The 21,149-nt window shown below is 72.8% G+C and carries 16 protein-coding genes; 5 read left to right on the top strand and 11 right to left on the bottom strand.

The window, feature by feature from the left end:
- Positions 1–13: 13 nt before the first annotated feature.
- From AB1207_RS11785 to AB1207_RS11765, 5 genes are all read left to right on the top strand, one after another.
- Entirely contained in the window at positions 14–1,480 is a 1,467-nt protein-coding gene (locus AB1207_RS11785; protein WP_367638504.1) for a DUF1800 domain-containing protein, read from the top strand.
- An 8-nt stretch (positions 1,481–1,488) separates the two neighbouring features.
- Positions 1,489–2,781 carry a DUF1501 domain-containing protein gene (locus AB1207_RS11780; RefSeq protein WP_367638502.1) on the top strand — a complete coding sequence of 431 codons (1,293 nt, stop codon included), beginning with the start codon at positions 1,489–1,491 and terminating at the stop codon, positions 2,779–2,781.
- 452 nt (positions 2,782–3,233) lie between these two features.
- The gene (locus AB1207_RS11775) at positions 3,234–5,243 is read left to right on the top strand and encodes an N-acetylmuramoyl-L-alanine amidase (protein ID WP_367638501.1); all 2,010 of its coding nucleotides are present in this window, start codon (positions 3,234–3,236) and stop codon (positions 5,241–5,243) included.
- 1 nt (position 5,244) lies between these two features.
- Complete coding sequence (locus AB1207_RS11770; RefSeq protein WP_367638499.1) at positions 5,245–6,474, top strand: LGFP repeat-containing protein; 1,230 nt, start codon at positions 5,245–5,247, stop codon at positions 6,472–6,474.
- A gap of 16 nt (positions 6,475–6,490) precedes the next feature.
- A complete protein-coding gene (locus AB1207_RS11765; RefSeq protein WP_367638497.1) occupies positions 6,491–8,506 on the top strand; it encodes a SpoIID/LytB domain-containing protein in 2,016 nt (671 codons plus the stop codon).
- A gap of 67 nt (positions 8,507–8,573) precedes the next feature.
- Here AB1207_RS11765 and AB1207_RS11760 read toward each other — a convergent pair whose 3' ends face one another.
- Genes AB1207_RS11760 through AB1207_RS11710 form a run of 11 tightly spaced genes read right to left on the bottom strand, consistent with a single transcriptional unit; the run spans position 8,574 to position 21,147 of the window.
- Entirely contained in the window at positions 8,574–9,698 is a 1,125-nt protein-coding gene (locus tag AB1207_RS11760) for a glycosyltransferase family 87 protein (protein ID WP_367638495.1), read from the bottom strand.
- Entirely contained in the window at positions 9,691–10,113 is a 423-nt protein-coding gene (locus AB1207_RS11755) for a GtrA family protein (protein ID WP_367638494.1), read from the bottom strand. The genes AB1207_RS11760 and AB1207_RS11755 overlap by 8 nt, the downstream gene beginning before the upstream one ends.
- Before the next feature lie 8 nt (positions 10,114–10,121).
- Positions 10,122–11,012, bottom strand: a complete 891-nt coding sequence (locus tag AB1207_RS11750; RefSeq protein ID WP_367638493.1) for a decaprenyl-phosphate phosphoribosyltransferase — start codon at positions 11,010–11,012, stop codon at positions 10,122–10,124.
- Positions 11,009–11,485 (bottom strand): phosphatase PAP2 family protein, encoded by a 477-nt coding sequence (locus AB1207_RS11745; RefSeq protein ID WP_437178926.1) that lies wholly within the window; start codon positions 11,483–11,485, stop codon positions 11,009–11,011. The genes AB1207_RS11750 and AB1207_RS11745 overlap by 4 nt, the downstream gene beginning before the upstream one ends.
- Positions 11,486–11,538: 53 nt before the next feature.
- Complete coding sequence (locus AB1207_RS11740) at positions 11,539–13,092, bottom strand: hypothetical protein (protein ID WP_367638491.1); 1,554 nt, start codon at positions 13,090–13,092, stop codon at positions 11,539–11,541.
- Positions 13,089–13,883, bottom strand: coding sequence for an ABC transporter ATP-binding protein (locus AB1207_RS11735; protein ID WP_367638489.1), 795 nt, complete (start codon positions 13,881–13,883; stop codon positions 13,089–13,091). The genes AB1207_RS11740 and AB1207_RS11735 overlap by 4 nt, the downstream gene beginning before the upstream one ends.
- Entirely contained in the window at positions 13,883–14,767 is an 885-nt protein-coding gene (locus AB1207_RS11730) for an ABC transporter permease (protein WP_367638487.1), read from the bottom strand. Before AB1207_RS11730 ends, AB1207_RS11735 begins: the two co-directional genes overlap by 1 nt.
- Positions 14,768–14,769: 2 nt before the next feature.
- The gene (locus AB1207_RS11725) at positions 14,770–16,779 is read right to left on the bottom strand and encodes a glycosyltransferase (RefSeq protein ID WP_367638486.1); all 2,010 of its coding nucleotides are present in this window, start codon (positions 16,777–16,779) and stop codon (positions 14,770–14,772) included.
- Positions 16,776–17,963 carry a UDP-galactopyranose mutase gene (glf, locus tag AB1207_RS11720; protein WP_367638485.1) on the bottom strand — a complete coding sequence of 396 codons (1,188 nt, stop codon included), beginning with the start codon at positions 17,961–17,963 and terminating at the stop codon, positions 16,776–16,778. The genes AB1207_RS11725 and glf overlap by 4 nt, the downstream gene beginning before the upstream one ends.
- Positions 17,960–19,273, bottom strand: a complete 1,314-nt coding sequence (locus tag AB1207_RS11715; RefSeq protein WP_367638484.1) for an acyltransferase family protein — start codon at positions 19,271–19,273, stop codon at positions 17,960–17,962. The genes glf and AB1207_RS11715 overlap by 4 nt, the downstream gene beginning before the upstream one ends.
- The gene (locus tag AB1207_RS11710) at positions 19,270–21,147 is read right to left on the bottom strand and encodes a glycosyltransferase (protein ID WP_367638482.1); all 1,878 of its coding nucleotides are present in this window, start codon (positions 21,145–21,147) and stop codon (positions 19,270–19,272) included. Before AB1207_RS11710 ends, AB1207_RS11715 begins: the two co-directional genes overlap by 4 nt.
- Positions 21,148–21,149 lie beyond the last annotated feature (2 nt).

The raw sequence follows: 21,149 nt of genomic DNA, 5'->3' as shown, positions 1-21,149 counted from the left end.
CCGAGAAGTGGCCGTGCCCTCCTCGCCCCTCACCCGCGGCCGCCGCCGGGCCGCGACCGCCCCCTTCGCGCACGAGACCGCCGCCGCCCAGCTGCACCTGCTGCGCCGCGCGACGTGGGGGCCCACCCCCGACGCCCTCGCCGAGGTCGCCCGCCTCGGCACGGCCGCGTGGCTGGACCGGCAGCTGGACCCCGGGGCGATCGACGACGGGGCCGTGGACGCCTTCGCGGGCCGCATGCGGTTCTACGGCCGCTCGGCGCAGGACCTCTGGACCGGCGGGTACGCCGCGACGGAGTGGAACGCCATGCTCGAGACGGGCCGGCTCACGCTGGCCCGGCAGATCTGGAGCACGCGTCAGCTGTTCGAGGTCGTCGTGGACGTCTGGAACAACGTCCTGCACGTCACGAACCCGAGCTCGGAGGTCTGGGCGAGCCGCCAGGACTACGACCGGAACGTCGTCCGCCGCCACGCGTTCGGCAGCTTCGGCGACATGCTCGTGGCCTCGGCCCGCCACCCCGCGATGCTGACGTACCTCGACAACACGAGCTCGACCGCCGCGCAGCCCAACGAGAACTACGGTCGCGAACTCCTCGAGCTGCACACCCTCGGCGTCGAGGCGGGCTACTCCGAGGCGGACGTGAAGAACTCCGCCCGCCTGCTGACGGGGCTGACCATCGGCCGCGACGGTGGCGGGACCTACGACGCCGGCCGCCACGACGGCGCCGGCCGCTCGATCTACGGCTTCGGAGTGCCCCCGCACTCGGCCGCCGACGGCAACGGCTGGATCGACGCCTACCTGCGCTGGCTGGCGGTCCACCCGGTCACCGCCCGCCGGCTGTCCGCCAAGCTCGCCACCCGCTTCGTCTCCGACACCCCGCCCGCCGCGCTGCTCGACGCGATGGCCCGCACCTGGGTCCAGACCGGCGGTCAGGTCGTGCCGGTGCTGCGGACGATGTTCGACTCCACCCACTTCTGGGCCTCGGCGGGGCAGAAGGTGCGCACGCCGCAGGAGGACTACGTCGCGACGCTGCGCACGCTGGGCACGGGCATGGAGTCCAGCGGTGTCGGCGGCATCACCAAGATCTTCTGGCACGTGCTGGACCAGGGGCACGCGCCGATGGCGTGGCCCGCGCCGAACGGCTACCCCGATGTCGCCGCCGCCTGGACCTCGCCCAGCCTGACGTTGTCGCGCTGGAACCGGCACATGGACTTCGCCGCGGGCTGGTACCCGCCGGAGCTGCGGTTCACCCCCGCCCTGCAGCTGCTGCCGAGCATCCCCTCGACCTACGGCGCGCTCGTCGACGCCCTCGGCGTGCGGCTGACCGGCAGCCGGCTGAACGCCGACGAGAAGGCCGCGCTGCTGCAGTACGCGGGGCGCTCGGAGGGCTCGCCCTGCTCGTCCGGGGACCGGTGGGTGCAGAACAACCTGCGCTACCTGGTCGCCCTCACCCTCGACACCCCGTCCTTCACGATCCGCTGAGGAGCCCCGTGAGCACCGCAAGCACGTCCGGTACCGCGAACGACCCGCGCTGCGGCTGCGCCGAGGGGTCCCGCCTCACCTCGCGCCGCACCGTCCTGCGCGCGGCCCTCGCGGCCGCCGCGACCGGCGTCACCACCTACGCCGTCGGCGACGTCTCGACGCAGGTGTCCTTCGCCGCACCCGGCTGGAACGGCGAGACGCTCGTCGTCCTCAGCCTGCACGGCGGGTTCGACGGCCTGTCCGCCGTCGTCCCCGGCGGTGACGGCGCCTACTACGCGGCACGGCCGACGATCGCCGTCCCGCGCTCGACGCTGCTCGGCCTGGACCAGATGTTCGGCCTGCACCCCGCGATGGCCCCGCTCGTGCCGTTCTGGAAGAACGGGACCTTCGGCGTCGTGCACGCGGTCGGCCAGTCCGACCCGACGCGCTCGCACTTCGCGGCCATGGAGCAGATGGAGACGGCCGCACCGGGCAGCTCGGTGCGCACCGGCTGGATCGACCGGACGATCGGCTCGCTCGGCACCGGGTCGGTGCTGGGCGCCGTCGGCATCTCCAACCAGCAGCCGCGCTCCTTCGCCGGGCCGGCGCCGAAGACGACCACGACGTCCCTGGACGGGTTCAGCCTCATCGGCCCCGGCGACGACCGGCCGACCTGGCACGCGGCGCTGCGCCGCATGCACACGGGCGCCCGGCCCGAGGTCGCCGCGCCCGCGACGACGCTCCTGAGCGCCATGGAGGACGTGGCCAAGCTGCCGGGCCGGACGGCCGGGCCCGCCAACGGCGCGGCCTACCCCGACTCCGACCTCGGGCGGGCGCTGGCCCAGGCCGCCGTCCTGAAGAAGTCCGGCGCCCCGGTGCAGGTCATCGCCCTGGACTACGGCGACTGGGACATGCACGCCGGACTCGGCCGCGTCGACGGCGGCTGGATGCGCGACAAGCTCACCGAGCTGTCCTCGGCCCTGGCGGCCTTCGCGACCGACCTGGGGTCGGCCTTCGGCTCCACGACCCTGGTGACCCTGTCGGAGTTCGGCCGTCGCGTGGGCGAGAACGCCTCCGGCGGCCTGGACCACGGCCACGGGAACGCCGTCCTGCTGCTGGGCGGCGGCGTGGTCGGTGGCCGCGTGCACGGCGTGTGGCCGGGCCTGGGCGCGGACCGCCTCGTCGACGGCGACCTGGCCGGCACGACGGACTACCGCAGCGTCATCGGCGAGGTGCTGCAGAAGCGCTGCGGGGCCGGTTCCCTGGGGACGATCTTCCCCGGGTTCGGGGGTTCCCCGCTGGGGGTCGTGCGCGCGCGCTGACCCTCCGCTGCGTCGTCACTGACAGTGACATCGCACCCGCGCAGGCGTCCCCCGGACGGCGTCTGGAACCACCCTGGACGCTTGCTGGACCCACCCCGACCGTTCCCCGGACCAGCCCTCCGAGCCCCCTGCGGGGCTCGGAGGGCTGTGTCGTTCCAGGGAGGAACCTGTGCCGGAAGTGTCTTCAGCTCTGGGACTCGTGCGCCGATTGTGACGTAGAGTAAACGAGTGACCACAGAGGTGTTACGAGGTTGTGCACTCCAGCACCTTGTACACCACAGGCATCGTCCCCTACTTTGCGTGACGGACCGGGCACAGCCCGGGAGCGACACGCTCAAGGTCGGGAGTCGATGCGCCGATGCCGAGGCCGAGCGTTCGCCCGTGTGGGTGTGTCCCCGCACGTAGTGAGCACCGGCAGTGAGCACCGCCCCCGCCAGAGAGGAACGAACCCGATGCGGTCCGTCCAGACCCCCCTGTCCCGCCGCACCCTGCTGACGGGTGCCGTCGGCACCGGCGTCGTCGGCGCCTGCCTGGCGGCCGGGAGCGACTCGGCCAGCGCCCTCAGCCCCGCGGCCCTGCAGGTCACCGGCTCGACCCGGGCGTTCTCGCTCGGCGCCCAGCGCTCGGCCTCCCTGCTGTCGTCCGCGCAGGCGGAGGCCGGCCCCGGCCTGGCCGTCGTGAGCGTTCCCGTCGACGGCGGGCACATGGTCGGCGTCACCTTCCCCTCGGGCGCCTCCACCGACACGATCTCCGTCCGCGTCCGCCTCGCCGGCGGCGGCTGGACCGGGTGGAGCGACCTGCCCCTCAACGACTCCGAGCCCGACCCCGACACCGCCGAGGGACGCCGCTCGGTCACCGCCTCGGACCCGATGTGGGTCGGCGCGCTCGGCACCGGCGCGACGGTCCAGGTCCGCCTCCCGCAGGCCGACGTGGCCGACGCGCACCTGCAGGTCGTCGACGCCGGCGAGGCCTCCGCCCTGGCCCGCACGACGCTGTCCAGCCCCGCCTCGAGCGACCGCGACGCCCAGCTGCAGGCCACCAAGGCCTCCCCCAAGGTGCTGCCGCAGCCGGCCATCAGGACCCGCGCCCAGTGGGGTGCCGACGAGTCCCTGCGCCGCGGCGGGGTCGGCTACAGCGACACCATCAAGGCCGTCGTCGTGCACCACACCGCCGACGGCGGGACCTACAACCAGGCCGACGTGCCGTCCGTGATCCGCAGCATGTACCGCTACCACACGGTCTCCCTCGGCTGGTCCGACCTCGGCTACAACTTCGTCGTCGACCGCTTCGGCGGCATCTGGGAAGGCCGCGCGGGCGGCATCACGCTGCCGGTCGTCGGCGCCCACGCCGGCGGGTTCAACACCGACACCTTCGGTGTCTCGATGATGGGCGACTTCACCTCGATCGCCCCCAGCGCCGCGTGCCTGGAGTCCGTGGCGCAGGTCATCGCGTGGAAGCTGTCGATGTACGGCCTGCCCGCCGACGGCGCCGCGTACCTGACGTCGGCCGGCGGCGGCACCGCGAAGTACTCCCCCGGCACGACCGTCAAGCTGCGCACGATCAACGCCCACCGCGACGTCGGCTACACGGCCTGCCCCGGCAACGTCGGGTTCACGAAGATGGACGCGATCCGCGACCGCGTGGGCCAGCTCCTCGGCGGGGCGACGACCACCGCCATCGCCGCGAAGTACGCCGCCATCGGTGGTGCCGGGAACCTCGGCGGTCCCACGACCGACGAGAACGACACCCCGAACGGCGCCGGGTCCTACCGGTTCTACTCCGGCGGTGCGATCTACTGGTCGAAGGCCACCGGCGCCCACACCGTCCGCGGCGCGATCCTGGCGCTGTGGGGACGGCTCGGCTGGGAGAACGGCCTGGGGTTCCCCACGACGGACGACTCCCCGGCCAAGGGCGGGTTCTACAACCACTTCCAGGGCGGCTCGATCTACTGGTCGCCGGCCACCGGCGCCCACGAGGTCCGCGGCGCCATCCGGCAGAAGTGGGCGTCCATGGGCTGGGAGGGGGGCCCCGCCGGTTTCCCCGTCACGGGCGACGGCGCGGCCAAGGGCGGGTTCTTCACCCACTTCCAGGGCGGCTCGATCTACTACTCCGCCGCCACCGGGGCGCACTGGACGACCGGCGCGATCCGCGACCGCTGGGCCGCGCTCGGCTGGGAGTACGGTCTGGGTTTCCCGACCGTCGACGACACCCCCACCCCGAACGGCAAGGGGTACTACAACCACTTCCAGAAGGGGTCGGTGTACTGGTCGCCCTCGACCGGTGCGCACGCGATCACCGGCGCCTTCCGCGACACCTGGGCCTCCCTGGGCTGGGAGAACTCCTTCCTGGGGTTCCCGACCAAGGACGAGGTCTCGGTCGACGGCGGGACCCGCATGGAGTTCGAGGGCGGAACCCTCACATGGACGCGGTCCTCGGGCAAGATCACCGTGAAGAAGAAGTGACGTGGAGCGTCGACGTCCGGCCCGGACCGCCCTGCGCGCGGGGTTGTCCCTGCTCGTCGCCGGGGCGGTCCTGGCCACCGGCCTCCCGGCGCAGGCGGCCCCCCGGGTTCCCGGCGGGCTCCCCGCGGACGTCGACGCCTTCCCGCGCTACCAGGCTCCGATCAGCTGCCAGCCGCCGCAACCCGGAACCCTGGCGCTCGCCCAGCTGATCCGCGACGCCTACGGCAAGCAGACGATCGGCACGGCCCGCGAGTGCCCGGCCAGCGGCGTCCCGGTCTCCGAGCACTCCGACGGCCGGGCCGTCGACTGGATGCTGGAGGCGACGAACCCCACGCAGGCCGCGCTCGCCGGGGAGTTCCTCACCTGGTTGCTGGCCACCGACTCCGCCGGGAACGTCGCCGCCAACGCGCGGCGCCTCGGCGTCATGTACGTCATCTGGAACAAGCAGGTCTGGAAGACCTACAACGCCGCCGCGGGGTGGCAGCCGTACACCGGGCCCGACCCGCACACGAACCACATCCACCTCTCCCTGACGTTCTCCGGCGCGGCGCGCGAGACGTCGTGGTGGACGGGGACGACGGACCCGCTGCGCGGGCACTGGATCGCCCTCGGTGCCGAACGGTCCGTGCTCGGCGGCGACGTCGGTGGCCGCCGCACCACGGCGGCCGGGGGCGTCGCCCGCAAGGACTACCACTACGGCACCGTCTACTCCTCCCCCACCACGCCGGTCCGCGAGGTGCACGGCGGGATCCGTGCCCGGTTCGACCGGATCGGCGGGGTCGGAACCCTCGGGGTCCCGCTGACCGACGAACTCCGCACCCCCCGTCGCACCGGCGCGTACAACCACTTCCAGTCCGGTTCGATCTACTCCTCCCCCGCGACGGGGTCCTTCGAGGTGCGCGGCGCGATCCGCGACCGCTGGGCCCAGCTCGGCTGGGAGAACGGCCTGGGGTTCCCCGTCTCCGGTGACGCCCGGACGCCGACGAAGCCGGGGTACTACACCCACTTCGAGGGCGGGTCCGTCTACTGGTCCCCCGCCACCGGGGCGCACGCCGTCCGCGGCGCGCTGCGCGACGCGTGGGCCCGGCAGGGCTGGGAGAACGGCCGTCTCGGGTTCCCCACGCGCGACGAGTACCCCGTCCCCGGCGGCCTGCGGGTCGACTTCCAGGGCGGCTCCATCACCTGGGACGCCGCCCGGCGCACCACCTCGACCAGCTACACCGGCAACTGAAACCCTGGAGGAACCCGTGCGCACCCGAACCCGTCGCCTGACCCGGGCCCTGGCCGCGACGGCCGTCGCGCTCACCGCCACGGGAACCCTCGCGACCCTCACGACGCTGCCCGCGCAGGCCGACGAGGTCCGCCCCGCCGTCGGGGGCGCGTTCGCCGTCGTCGGGCACGGGTACGGCCACGGCATCGGGATGTCGCAGTGGGGCGCGCAGTCGCGGGCCCTGTCCGGGCAGTCCTACCGGACGATCCTCGACTTCTACTACCCCGGCACGTCCGTCGGGAACCAGGCGAACCGCACGCTGCGCGTCGGCCTCACGTCCTTCGCCAACGCGGCCGTCGCCGTCACCGCGCCGACCTCCGCCCAGCTCACGCTGTCCTCCAGCGGTCAGAAGATCGGTGCCGGGCAGCGGCTCGTCGTCGCGCCCTCGGGGAACGGCCTGTCCGCGACGGTCGGTTCCGGCAACGCCGCGAACGGTGGCTGGAAGGAGACCTGGGGCGGAACGGTCACGATCAGCGGCCCCGACGGCGTCCTGCTGCAGAAGGGCGACGGCACCTTCGTCCGGTACGACGGGACGATCCGCATCGTCACGGGCTCGACCCTCACCGTCGTCAACGACGTCCCGCTCGAGACGTACCTGCGCGGCGTCGTGCCCGCGGAGTCCCCGTCCTCGTTCCACCCCGAGGCCCTCAAGGCGCAGGCCGTCGCCGCCCGCAGCTACGCCATGTCCGTCCTGAACCCGCAGGCCCAGACCGACATCTGCGACACCACCGCGTGCCAGGTCTACCGGGGCTCGGAGCTGCGCGACCGGAACGGCGCGACCACCTGGACGACCCCCGCCTCCACGGACTCCGCCATCGCCGCCACGGCCGGGGAGATCCGCTCCTACGGCGGGCAGGTCGCCTTCACGCAGTTCTCCTCCTCCAACGGCGGCTGGACGGTCACAGGGTCCAAGCCGTACCTGACCGCCCGCGCCGACCCGTTCTCGGGCCCGGGCGCGGCCGCCGGGTCCAGCGTCGCCGACTGGTCGGCCACCGTCCCGGCGACCGCCTTCGACAGCGCCTGCGGCAACGCCGGGTCGGCGACCGGGCTCGTCATCACCGGCCGCGACGGCCGCGGCGACTACGGCGGCCGCGTGACGTCGGCCAAGCTGCTGTGCACGAACGGGACCGCGACGCTGACCGGCACCCGCATCCGCCAGCTCGCCGGGCTGCGCTCGGACTGGTTCTCCATCGTCAGCGCCGTCCAGCAGCGCTACGGCGCCCTCGGCGGGGCCTCCGGTCCGCTGGGCGGGGCCACGAGCGCCGAGCTCGCGACGCCCAACGGCCAGGGGTCCTACCAGCACTTCGCGGGCGGTTCGATCTACGCCTCGGCCGCCGGCGCGTGGGACGTCCGCGGCGCCATCCGCTCGGAGTGGGCGCGCCTGGGCTGGGAGAACGGCCTCGGATTCCCCACCACCGGTGACAGCCGCACCCCGAACGGCGTCGGGTTCTACAACCACTTCCAGGGCGGGTCGGTGTACTTCTCGCCCGCGACCGGCGCGCACGCCGTCCGCGGCGCGATCCGCTCCGAGTGGGCCCGGCTGGGCTGGGAGAACGGGATGGGCTTCCCGTCCACCTCCGACGCCCCCACCCCGAACGGGATCGGCTGGTACACGCAGTTCCAGGGCGGGTCGATCTACTGGACGCCGTTCGCGGGCGCGCACGCCGTCCGCGGCGCCATCCTGCAGGAGTGGGGTTCCCTCGGCTGGGAGAACGGCGGTCTCGGGTTCCCCGTGACGAGCGACGCCGCCCTCCCGAACGGCCGCGGGTTCTTCACCCGCTTCCAGGGCGGGTCGATCTACTGGGGCCCGACGTCCGGCGTGCACGCCGTCCGCGGCGCCGTCTACGACGCGTGGGCCGCGCAGGGCTGGGAGAACGGCTCCCTCGGGATGCCCACCGGCGACGAGGTGTGGAACGGCACCACGCTCACCCAGACGTTCCAGGGCGGGACGCTGAGCTTCAGCTCCACCACCGGCAAGGTCGCCCGCGTCTGACGCCCCCGGGGGGTGGCTCGTTGACGCCGCGCGCTCGACCTGTGAGCCGGATGCTGGAGCCGGCGCGCTAGCGCCGGGCGACGAGCCCATCCCCCGCGGCGCGCCCACGAGCGGGGCCGCCGCGCGGCGTGAGGGCGAGGAGGGCGACGAGGACGAGGAGCGAGACCGGCCGCGTCTCGGCGGCGAGCGTGCCCCAGTGCAGGACGGGCAGCAGCCACGGGATCCCCGCGAGGACCACCAGCCACCGGAACCGCCCCCACGCGAGGAGTGCGACGGCCGCGATCGGGGCGGCGAGGGCGTGGTGCGACCACGTCACGGGCGAGACCAGGCACGTCACGAGGGAGACGAGCAGGCCGAAGCGCAGCCGGTCGGTGCGTTCCAGCCAGTCCGCGCGCAGCGCCACGACGACGACGAGCACCAGCAGCGGGACGGCCAGGACGAGGCCGAGGGTCGAGCTCAGCGAGGACGACACCCCGGCGTGGGCGAACGCCCCCGCGAGGGAGTTGTTCGTCGTGGTCCCGGGCGCCGCCACGCGCGAGGAGTCCCAGACGAGCGAGCCGAAGTAGGACGCCGCCGACTCCGGCGCGACGAGCACCCCCACGACGGTGGCGACCAGGCCCACGACGGCGACCGCGGAGGCGAACCACCAGCGCGCGCGCCGGTTGACGAACGCCGCGACGACGAGCGCGGGCGTCACCTTCACGGCCCCCGACAACCCGGCGAGCACCGCTCCCCCGCGCCCGCCGTAGAGGCAGCCGACGACGAGCCCGACGACGACGAGGGGGCTCACCTGCCCCAGGACGAGGGACTCGCGGAACGGGTCGCTCAGCAGGACGAACGCCGTGCCGAGGCCGACGGACCAGCCCGCCGAGACCGAGCGGAACACCTTGACGCACGCCCACACGGTGACGGCGAGCAGTACGGCGTCCCACACGACGAGGTCGGCGGTCGCGGGCAGCGCGAGCAGCGGCAGGAACAGCACGGCCGCGAACGGCGGGTAGACGAACCAGTGCCCGCGGTACGTCTCGCGCAGGTACAGGTCCCGACCGGCGAGCAGGTCGCGCGCGCCGTCCCGGTAGACCGCCAGGTCGTAGCCGCGCTGCCACGCCTCCTGCCCCAGCCCCGACAGGACCAGGGCCACCGCGAGCACGACGCCCGCCGCGGCGGGCAGCCAGGTCCGGCGGTCAGGCACGCGAGGCGGACCGGTCCGGGAAGACGAACGTCCGGAACGTCAGGAACCGGAACACCATGGCGATCGCCATGCCGACGACGTTGCCGGAGACGTTGTCCGCCAGCGGCGACGTCCAGCCGAACCCGTAGTGGGTGATGACCAGGCACAGCAGCTGCAACCCCGCCGCGATCGCGGAGAACAGGAAGAACAGCGCGTACTCCCGGCCCGGGTGCGCGCTGCGCCGGTCGCGCCAGGTGTAGTACCGCGACCCGAGGAACGCGATGAAGATCGCGATGACGCTCGAGACGACCTTCGACAGCGCCGACCCGACGCCGGAGAACAGCAGCACGTTGAAGACGAGGAGGTCGGCGAGGTACGCGATCCCCCCGGAGACGAGGAACCGCACGACCTCGCCGAAGCGGTGGTGCTGCGTCACGGCCCGGATCACAGCCACACCGCCAGCAGCAGCGAGCCGCACCAGGCCAGGGCCAGCACGAGGAGGACCTTGTCGTGCAGGGCGATCTCCTCGGGTTCCTCGGCGTTCCCCTTGTCGACGTCCACGGCGTACCGCATCACGGCGAGGATGAACGGCACGACGGACAACGTCGCGAGCTGGGTCCCCGACTGCGGCACGAGGACCTCGACGGCCCACAGCGCGTACGTCGTGACGACGACGGTCGCCGCGAGCGTCCAGACGAACCGCAGGTACGTCGTCGTGTACTTCTGCACGACGCGGCGCACGGGTTCCCCCGTGAGTTCGCCGCGGCGGGCCTCGCCGTACCGCTTGCCGGCCGCCATGAACAGCGACCCGAACGCCGTCGTCAGCAGGAACCACCCCGACAGCGGGATGTCCCCGGCGGTGCCGCCGGCGAGCATCCGCAGCAGGAACCCCGAGGCGACGCAGGCCAGTTCCAGCACGGGTTCGTGCTTGACGCCGAAGCAGTACGCGAGCTGAATCGCGAAGTAGACGGCGAGGACGACGCCCAGCATGGGCTGCCACACCGCTCCGCCGACGAGGGCGACGACCGCCAGCGCGACGGCCAGGACGACGGCCGTGCGGGCGTTCAGCTCGCCGGCGGCGATCGGCCGGAACCGCTTGCGCGGGTGGGCCCGGTCGGCCTCGACGTCCTTGGCGTCGTTGATGAGGTAGACGGCGCTGGAGACGAGGCAGAACAGCACGAAGGCCACGCCGACGCCGGTGAGCGTGTCGAGCCCGACCTGCGAACCGGCCGGGAACACCGGCGCGAGGACGAGGACGTTCTTGACCCACTGCCGCGGGCGCATGGCCCGCAACCAGGCGGGCAGCACGGACGCGGAGGTCTCGGTCACGCTCACCCGGACCGCTCCGCGAGCGACCGGACGACGCGCACCGTCGCGGCCCCCACCAGGGCACCCGCGGTGACGTCGCTCGGGTAGTGCACGCCGAGGACGAGGCGGGAGGCCATCATCGCCGGGACCAGCGGCCACGTCGGGACGGGCAGCAGCGGGGCGAACGCGACCGCAGCGGCCGTCGTCGACGTCGCGTGCGAGCTCGGCATGCTCCAGCGGCTCGGCGTCCCCACGCGCACCTGGACGAGGTGGTCCAGCGGGCGGTGCCGGCGCGCGACGCGCTTGAGCACGACGGAGGCGCCGTGCGCGGCGACGACCGCGGTCGTGGCGACGGCCCACTCCCGGCGCCGGCGGCGGTCCACGAGGAACCCCACCGCGCCGATCCCGATCCACGCCGCGGCGTGCTCGCCCGCGTGGGACAGGCCCGTCGCGACGGGCACGACGCCCGGGAAGGCGACCTTCTCCTGGACGGCGCGCAGGACCGCGAGGTCCAGCTCCGCCACCTTCTGCCGACCGTTGTCGGACCACGTGTTCACAGACCACCCGCCGGGAGCAGGACGATGTCGGACAGGGGCATGTCCCACGTCGTCGTGACCGGCCACGTGGGCAGGCCGCGCGCCGCGGGGGGTTCGGTGCCGCGGTCGAACCGGAACAGGTCCCCCGCGACGGGCACGGGTTCGGCGGCCGTGTCCCGGTGGCTGAAGTTCCACTCCAGGAGCCGCTTGCCGAGCGGGGACGCCTCGGCCTCGACCTGGTCGATCATCGGCTGCACGCGGGCCGGGTCCCCGAAGTAGTCCACGACGCAGTCGCAGACGTAGGCGAGGTGACCGACCTCGCCCGGCGACGTGACGTGCTGCGGACCGCCGCGCTCGCGCAGCACCTGCTGCACGCCGAGGGCGACCTGCGTGTACTGCGAGGGTTCGGCCCAGTTCGTCTGGATCGGCGCGATGCGCCACGGGGTGCCCGCGCGCAGGTCGACGCCGACGCTGGCCACGAGCACGACGACGGCCGCGAGCCCGGCTCCGAGACCGACGGGCCGGACCTCGACGGTCCGGAACAGCACGCCGAGGGCGGCGACGGCTGTGAACGTCGACAGGGCGACGAGCACCGCGTAGTACCAGTGGTACGGGGGGACTCCGAGGACCGACAGCGCGGCGTAGTGGGCGACGCCGGCGATCCCGGTGACGAGCCACGGCCACAACCGGGGCCCGTCCCCCTCGACGCGGCGGCCCGTCCAGGCGAACGCGGCGAGGACGCACCAGCCGAGCCCGCCGAGGACGACGGGCAGGAACGCCAGCACGGCCGTGAGCCCGTAGACCTCGACGTACATCTGCGCGCCGTTGGTGACGTCGTACTGCTCCCACGACTTCTGCAGCGTCTTGATGACCACGGTGTCCGGGACGGCCGAGCCGAGGACGAACCAGCTCCACGCCATCCACGGCAGCACGACGACGAGGGCCGCGGGCACCGCGACCCACACGCGGCGCAGGACCGCGGGCGTCAGCAGCGTGACGACGGCGATGACGACGCCGGCGTCCATGCGCGTGAGGAACACCGCCCCGGCGACGAGCCCGAACGGCAGCGCCCGGCCCTGCACCGCGGTCAGCAGCAGCAGCGACAGCAGCAGGACCAGGAACGCCGACTCCAGCCCGACCGAGCTGAGCAGCAGCGGGTTCACCCCGACCGCGACGGCCGCGACGGGACCCACCCACGCGGGCAGCCGGGTCCGGCGCGCGGCCGAGGTCAGCGACAGCGTCAGCCCGACCGCGACGAGCACGTGCAGGAGCCCGAGCGCCACGACGGGCCGGCGCACGACGAACGTCACCGCCCCGAGCAGCAGCACCCACAGCGGGGACGTCGCGGTGTTGGACTGCACGTCCGACAGCAGGCCCCACGTGCCGTGCAGCGCGAGGTTCCGCGCGTAGGCGAGGGTGATGTACGCGTCGTCGACGAGTGCGGTGCGCAGCAGGACGAACGTCGCCGCCGCGAGCACGCCGACCCCCAAGGCGGGGACGAGCGCACCGACGCGGGAGACGGGCCGACCCGGCGGTGCCGTCCGGACCGCGTCCGTCACACCGCTGCTCACCCCTGCCCCCGCATCCGGGCCACGACGCGCTCGGCGGTGTCGTCGGCCACGACGCGGCCCTGCTCGAGCAGGATCCCTCGGGTGCAGAGGCCCGCGACCATGTCGAGGTCGTGGCTGACGATGACGAGGGTGCGGCCCTCGGCGCGCAGCTCCTCGATGCGGGCCAGGCACTTCTTCTGGAACGGCTCGTCGCCCACCGACAGGATCTCGTCGATGAGGAACACCTCGGGGTCGGTGTGCACCGCGACGGCGAAGGCCAGCCGCAGGAACATCCCGGAGGAGTAGAACTTCACCTCGGTGTCGATGAAGCGCTCGATCTCGCTGAACGCGACGATGTCGTCGAAGCGGGCGGTGATCGTCGCCTCGTCCATCCCGAGGATGGCGCCGTTGAGGAAGACGTTCTCCCGGCCCGTGAGGTCGGGGTGGAATCCGGCGCCGACCTCGATGAGCCCGGCGATGCGGCCGCGGACGCCGATGGTGCCCTCGTCCGGGCGCATGACGCCGGAGATCAGCTTGAGCAGCGTCGACTTGCCGGAGCCGTTGAACCCGAGCAGCGCGAGCGACTCGCCCTGGTGGACGGTCAGGTCGATGCCGTGCAGCGCGCGGAAGGAGTCCGAGATGGGGCGCTTACGGATCTTCGCCATCGCCAGCTCCTTGAGGGAGCGGTTGTGGCGCAGGGTGAAGTCCTTGACGAGGCCCCGCACCTCGATGGCCGTGGGGACGCCCGACGTGCGGGAGTCGGAGGAGCCGGGTCCGGAGTTCGACGCAGGGTTCGAGTCAGTCACGCTCATCACAGCTCCTGCGCGAAACGGCCTTCGATGCGGCGGAACACGACCTGCCCCACCGCGAGGAACACGAGGGCGATGAGGAGCCCCCAGAGCCCGGACCACAGCAGGTGCGGCGGCAGCGGCGGCGGGACGGCCGCCTCGCGCACCCCGCCCGTGGGGTACCAGAACGCCCAGTGGAACAGCTCGACGGCCGCGGTCACGGGGTTCAGCTGGTAGAGGGTCATGAACCAGGAGTCGGGCCCGCCGACGGCGGCGGCGACCTTCTGCCAGTCGTAGAGGACGGGCGAGGTCCACGTCACGACCATGAGCAGCAGGTCGACGATGTTCTCGAAGTCGCGGTACAGCACGTTGACCGCCCCGAAGAGCAGACCGAGACCTACCGCGAGGACCGCGACGACGACGAACCCGAGCAGGCCGGCGAGGATCTGCACCGGCCCCGGCCGCCACCCCGTCGCGACGCACGCGATGAGCAGCACGATCAGCTGGGGCAGGAAGTGGATGGAGGCCACCCACGCCGAGGAGACCGAGAACAGCTCGCGCGGCAGGAAGATCTTCTTGATGAGGGGCGCGTTGCCCACCACCGAGCGCGTCGCGTTGCCGAACGCCTCGGTGTAGAAGTTGATCACGACGATGCCGGAGAACAGGTACACCGCGAAGTTGGGCACCGACTCGTTGAGCCGGAGGAACTCCCCCATCGCGAAGTAGAAGACGGCGAACTGGACGCCGGGCTTCACGTACGACCAGAGCAGGCCCATGACGGACCCGCGGTACCGGACCCGCATCTCCTTGCGGACGAGGAGCTTGAGCAGGTACCGGTACGGGACGACGTCCAGCAGCCCCGAGCCGTGGCCCGGGGCTACCAGCGGTGCAGTCGTGTCGACGGCCACGGTCAGCGGTTCTCCGCCGGCTTCGACAAGTCGACCCCGAAGGTCTTCGCCCACGCCTCCATGGACGTGATCTCCGGCAGCGCGGCCTTGTAGGCAGCACGCAGCTGCGGCCACGACGTGAGCATCCGGCGGTGCAGGTCGGCGGACTCGGCGAGCAGCGACCGGAACTTCTTCGCGTCGCGGCGGTACCAGACCGCCCCCTTGCCGTCCGCCATCGAGACGACGGCGGAGTCGTAGAGGGACAGCTCCCACCACTTGCCGTCGGCCGCCGCCAGCGTCGCGTCCGGACGCTCGTTGGCCTCGGGCTTGACGGGCTTGAGCTGACGCAGCGCGGCCTGGGCCGCCCACGGCAGCAGCGTGACGCGCTTCGGCGGCTTCGGCTCCTTGCCCTTGTGCGCGGGCTTGCCGCGGGTGGGCGAGGGGAACGCGTCCGGTTCGGCCTCGACCTGGGCGTCGGGGTGCTCGGCGCGGGCGGCGCGGATCGCCGGCAGCGTCGTGCCGAGGGTCTCGTGCAGGTGGCCCGGCCCCTTGAGCAGGTCGGACAGCGCCCGGTTCCGCAGGGTCTGGGCGTAGTACTGCATCGAGATGAGGTGCTTGACGTCGGTGTAGCTGCTCTCGCGGAACAGCCGGCCACCGCGCTCGTACGGGGAGTACAGCAGCGCCACGAGGAAGCGGTTGCGCTCGTGGTAGTAGGCCTGCCAGTCGATCGTGTCGTCCTTGTCGTTCCACGACACGTGCCAGACGCAGGCGCCCGGCAGCGACACCGTCGAGTAGCCGTGCTCCATGGCGCGCAGGCCGTACTCGGCGTCGTCCCACTTGATGAAGGCGGGCAGCGAGAGCCCGATCTCCTTGACGACCTCGACGGGGATGAGGCACATCCACCAGCCGTTGTAGTCGGTGTCGACGCGGCGGTGCATCCACGGCGTCTGGCGCAGGTTCGAGGCCGCCAGGTTGTGGCCGTGGTACAGCCCGCGCGCCGGGCCCCAGAAGAACCGGTAGAGGTTCACCGACTCGCCCAGCGTGTGCAGCACCGAGCGGTCGTACATGTCGAACATGTGCCCACCGACGAGGGTCGGCTTGCGGCACGCGTCGCCGAACTGCACGGCGCGGACGATGCCCTCGGGCTCGATGTTCACGTCGTCGTCGAGGAGCAGGACGTACTTGCTCTTCTCGCCGCGGACGGCCTCGAACATGCCGCGGGCGAACCCGCCGGACCCGCCGAGGTTGGCCTGGTCGATGACGCGCAGCTTGGAGCCGAGGAGCGCCGCGACCTCCTCGTAGCCCTCCTGCTCACGCAGCTTCTGCGTGCCCTGGTCGACGATGACGATCTCGTCGAGGACCTCGAGCACGGACGCGTCCGCCGCGAGGGCGTTGAGCGTCTTCACGCAGTAGTCGGGACGGTTCATCGTCGTGACGCCGATGGACGCCTTGCCCGCGGGCTGGTCGGCGACGGGGGCGCTCCACGCGGCCTCGACGAGCGTGAGCTCCTCGGCGCCGCCGGCGACGTCGATCCAGTACCAGCCGCCGTCGGCGAAGGGGGCGAGCGTCAGGTCCTCGGACAGCCGCGCCTCGCCCTCGACGCGCCACGACGTGACGCGCTGGCGGGAACCGCGGGCGTTGGACTTGAACAGCGTGACGGTGCCGTGGCCGGTGAACGTCCCGACGAAGCGGATCTCCTCGGCGCGCGTCCACTTGCGCCAGTAGCTGGCCGGGAACGCGTTGAAGTACGACCCGAGGGAGTACCGCTTGCCGGCCGGGACGGTGAGGCTGCGCCGGTTCCCGGCGGCCTCGGTGTCGGACTCGGCGACACCGGTGTTGACGAACTCCATCGAGTCGGTGTCCGCCGAGGCGTACCCCTCCGACTGCGAGAAGTCGACGTACAGCGGCAGGACGTCGATGTCGGCCTTGCTCGGGAACACGATGCGGTGGACCTCGCGCCACACGCCGTCGTCCGGCGCGAGCCCCTGGGAGCCCTCGAGGTGCAGGTCGGTGCCGTGCGTCACAGTCGTCATGCGTCCACTCCCCCGGCCACGAGGGCCGCCCCGTCCTTGAAGTGCGGCGTCAGCTTGTTGTCCACCATCGACAGGGCCGCACCGATCGCCATGTGCATGTCGAGGTACTTGTACGTGCCGAGCCGGCCGCCGAACAGGACGTCCTTCTCGCGCGACGCCAGGTCCCGGTAGGCCAGCAGCTTCTGCCGGTCCTCGGGGGTGTTCACGGGGTAGTACGGCTCGTCGCCGGCGACCGCGAAGCGGGAGAACTCCCGCATGATCACGGTCTTGTCCTTCGGGTAGTCCCGCTCGGGGTGGAAGTGCCGGAACTCGTGGATCCGGGTGTAGGGCACGTCCTCGTCGGCGTAGTTCATGACCGGCACGCCCTGGAAGTCCTCGACCGGCAGGACCTCCTGCTCGAAGTCGAGCGTGCGCCACGACAACTGGCCCTCGGCGTCGCCGAAGTACGTGTCGACCGGACCCGTGTAGACGACCGGGACGTTGCCCGCGACGTTCGCCTTCGAGACCTCCTGGGAGGCGTCGAAGAAGTCGGTGCCGAGGCGGACCTCGATGTTCTCGTGGTCGGCGAGCCGCTCCAGCCACGCGGTGTACCCGTCGACGGGCAGACCCTCGTAGGTGTCGTTGAAGTAGCGGTTGTCGTAGTTGTAGCGGACCGGCAGGCGGGTGACCGTCGCCCCGGGCAGGTTGCGCGGGTCGGTCTGCCACTGCTTGGCGGTGTAGCCCTTGAAGAACGCCTCGTAGAGGGGGCGCCCGATGAGGGAGATCGCCTTGTCCTCGAAGTTGTCGGCGGCCGCGGTGTCGATCTCGCCGGCCTGCTCGGCGACGAGGGCGCGCGCGGCGGCCGGCCCGAGGGCCTTGCCGAAGTACTGGTTGATCGTGTGCAGGTTGACCGGCATCGAGTAGACGCCGCCGGAGTACGTCGAGAACACGCGGTGCACGTAGGGCGTGAACTTCGTGAACCGGTTGACGTGCTGCCAGACCCGCTCGTTGGAGGTGTGGAACAGGTGCGCGCCGTACCGGTGCACCTCGATGCCCGTCTCCGGCTCCGCCTCGGAGTAGGCGTTGCCGCCGATGTGGTCGCGGCGGTCGATGACCAGGACCTTCAGCCCCAGGTCCTCCGCGCACTGGCGGGCCACGGTGAGCCCGAAGAAGCCCGATCCGACGACGACGAGGTCTGCGTTCACTGCTCGGTCACCCTCGTTCGCTCGGTCCGGGTCGCTGCGTGCTGCTCGGGGGCAGGGCTGTGCTCTGAAGCGGCATGGGTCATGGTGGCGTCAGCGTAGCCGTCCCGGGCCCCGTCCCGGCGCAGGCGACGCGCGCGGCCGAGGTCGCGCAGGCGGCGGCGGGCGGGTTCCTCGACGAACCTCCACAGGACCCACCCGAGGCCGATCGCGACGACCGGCAGGTTGGGCACGAGGAAGCTCGTCCACGGACCACCGGGAGCGATCTGCGGGACAGTCTTCTGGAAGGTCCAGAAGATCTCGTACACCGGCACGTGCACGAGGTAGACGCTGTACGAGATGCGCCCGCCGAGCACGATCGAGGGCCGGGACAGCCAGGCCGACGGCCCGCGGTCGGTCAGCGCGAGCGCCCCGACGAGCAGCGGGAAGAGGACGGCCACGGTGGCGAAGCGGTCGTAGGGGCGACCGGCGGCCCAGCCCACGACGAGCACGCACTCCAGCACGAGGATCCACGCGATCCGCGGCGCCCACGCGGCGGCGCGGGGGCCCGACACGGGCCCGGCCTGGAGCTTCCGGACCGCCAGGCACACCAGGGCCCCGGCCCCGAAGCACGTGAAGATCCGCTCGAGCCAGCTGTAGTCCCAGTAGATGACGCCGGTCTGGTAGCTGCGCAGGGCCGCCGGGGCCATGAGCGCGACGGCGCCCGCGACGAGGACCCACCACGGGAGCTTCTTCAGCCGGTGCAGGACGAGGGCGAGCACGGGGAAGGCGACGTAGGCGGCCATCTCGGCCGAGACCGACCACGTCGCGCCGACGAAGCTGGCCCCGTCGAAGTCGGGGCGGTGCCACAGCTGCACGAGGAGGAGCTGCTCGACCCAGCTGCGCCAGCCGAGGTCGGGCTGGACGCCCTGGTAGGCGTAGAACGCGGGGTCGACGCTGCGCCGCCACAGCAGCCAGATCCCGAAGAGCACCACGACGACGGCGTAGGCGGGCCACACGCGGCAGATGCGCGCCCACCAGAAGCTGAGCCAGCCGCCGAGACGGGGGCGGCGGCCCATCTTGTCCACGTAGGTGAGCGTGATGACGAAGCCGGAGATCACGTAGAAGAGGTCGACGCCGAGGTGCCCGGAGTCGGTGACGGGCGTGAGGAAGGCCCGCACCCGCTCCCAGTCCGGCAGCGGGGTGAACTTCCAGTGGAAGAGCAGGACCCAGACGGCCGCGACGATGCGCAGACCGGTGATCGAGCGGACCTCCGGGACGCGCGCGACGGCCCCCGGGTCGGCGGGCGGTCTGGTGTCGGAGACGGCGGTCACCGGCTCCCCCCTCTCGCGATCAGGGTGCGGTAGGCGGCGGTGCGCACGCGCGTGGGCACGAAGCGGTAGCCACCGCGGACGACGACGTTGCGGACGGCCTGCGCGGGGGTGGTGAACCCCTCGGCGCGCAGGTGCCGCTGGAGGGTGAGCTCGGAGCGGAAGAGCCGCAGCCCCCCGCGGCGGGCGTAGGACCCGGCGTCCGGGGAGGCACCCACGCGGTACTTCACGAGCGGGTCGGGCAGGTTCTCGACCCGGGCCCCCGCGGCGATCATGCGCGCGAAGAGCCAGTAGTCCTCCATGAGGTCCAGGTCCCGGTACCCGCCCGCGGCGGCCACGGCCGACCGCCGGTAGACGACCGTCGGGTGGTTGAACGGGTCGTGGAAGCGGGCGTACCGGGCGATCTCGGCGGCGCCCGTCGGCGGGGTGCGGCGGGCCACGACGTCGTCCTCGTCGGCACCGATCTCCAGCAGCCCCGCGCCGACGAGGTCGGCCCCGGCCGCGATGAGCGGCAGCTGGGCGGCGAACCGGCCGGGCAGGCTGACGTCGTCGGCGTCCATCCGGGCCACCACGTCGAAGGTGGTGCGCTGCAGCCCCTCCTCCAGGGCGCGCGCCAGTCCGACGTTCGCGGGCAGCTCCAGGACGCGGACCTCCGGGCGGGCCGACAGCTCGTCGAGGGCGCGCTGCAGGTCGGGCGGGACGGGCCCGTCGCGCACGAGGAGGACCTCGTCGGGGCGCAGCTCCTGGTCGACGGTGACGCTGTCGAGCGCCCGGCGCAGCTGCGCGACGTCGTCGCGGGCCCAGACGGGCAGCAGGACGGAGAACGGCGGCAGCTCGCTGGTGGGGTCGGCCGGGGTGAGGGGCGCGCGGCCGGCCGCCGCCTCGACGGCGCGGACGTCGTCGGACACCTCCCCGAGCCCGGCCAGGACGGTCGCGGTGGTCGCGGGGCGGCGGGCGCCCTGCCGCAGCCCGTCGACCAGCCCGCGCAGCAGGACGTCGCGCCGCTGCGAACGGGCCAGCGTGCGCACCCAGCGGCGCGCCGTCGCCCCGCCGTAGAGGACGGTGTCCTTCGCGCCGAGCGGGCGGGACCGGGTGAACGTCCAGAGCTTGTTGCGGACCTCCAGGACGAACCGCTCCCCCGGGTCGGCGTCGGCGCCGCCGAAGACCTTCGTCCGGTGCTCGACGACGCTGGCCGCGCAGGCGACCCCGCGGCGGTGGCGCAGCAGGCGCGTCGTGTACTCGAAGTCGTCGTTCCACAGGAAGAACGCGGCCTGCGGCAGGCCGTCCTCGCGCACGGCCCGCGCGTCGAGCAGCAGCGCCACGAAGCTCGCCGAGCGCACCGGCACGCAGCCGGCGGCGTACGCGGCACGCGCCTCCGTGGCGTCGACCCCGGGACGTTCACGGGGGGTGTTCATCGGGTGGTCGCGGCCGTCGGTCCACACGACGCGGCTGGCGACGAGGGCGGACCCGGTGCGGCGCAACGCGATGAGCGACTCGGCCAGGGCGCTGGGGCGGGGCACGGTGTCGTCGTCCATGAGCCAGACGGCGTCGGCGGCGTGCCGGTGGACCGCGCGGGCCAGGCCCGCGGCGAACCCGCCCGCGCCCCCGGTGTTGCGGGGCAGCTCGACCAGGTCGACCGGCATGTCCAGCGTCAGGTCGTGGGCCGCAGCCCACTCCCGGACGGCGACGGGCGAGCCGTCACCGCTGGCGTTGTCGACGACCACGACGACGTCGGGGCGGCGCGTCTGGGCGGCCAGCGCGTCGAGCCCGGCCAGGAGCAGGTCCCGGCGGTCGTAGGCGACGACGACGGCCACGACCTTCTCGGGGACGGGGGTCGTGTCGGCGGCCTGGTCGGGGTCGGGGACGGCGCGGGGCACCG

Source organism: Kineococcus endophyticus, from assembly GCF_040796495.1.
In the GTDB taxonomy this organism is placed as follows: Bacteria; Actinomycetota; Actinomycetes; order Actinomycetales; family Kineococcaceae; genus Kineococcus; species Kineococcus endophyticus.
Note: the sequence above shows the minus strand (reverse complement) of the source record. Positions and strands in the feature narration are given on the sequence as shown.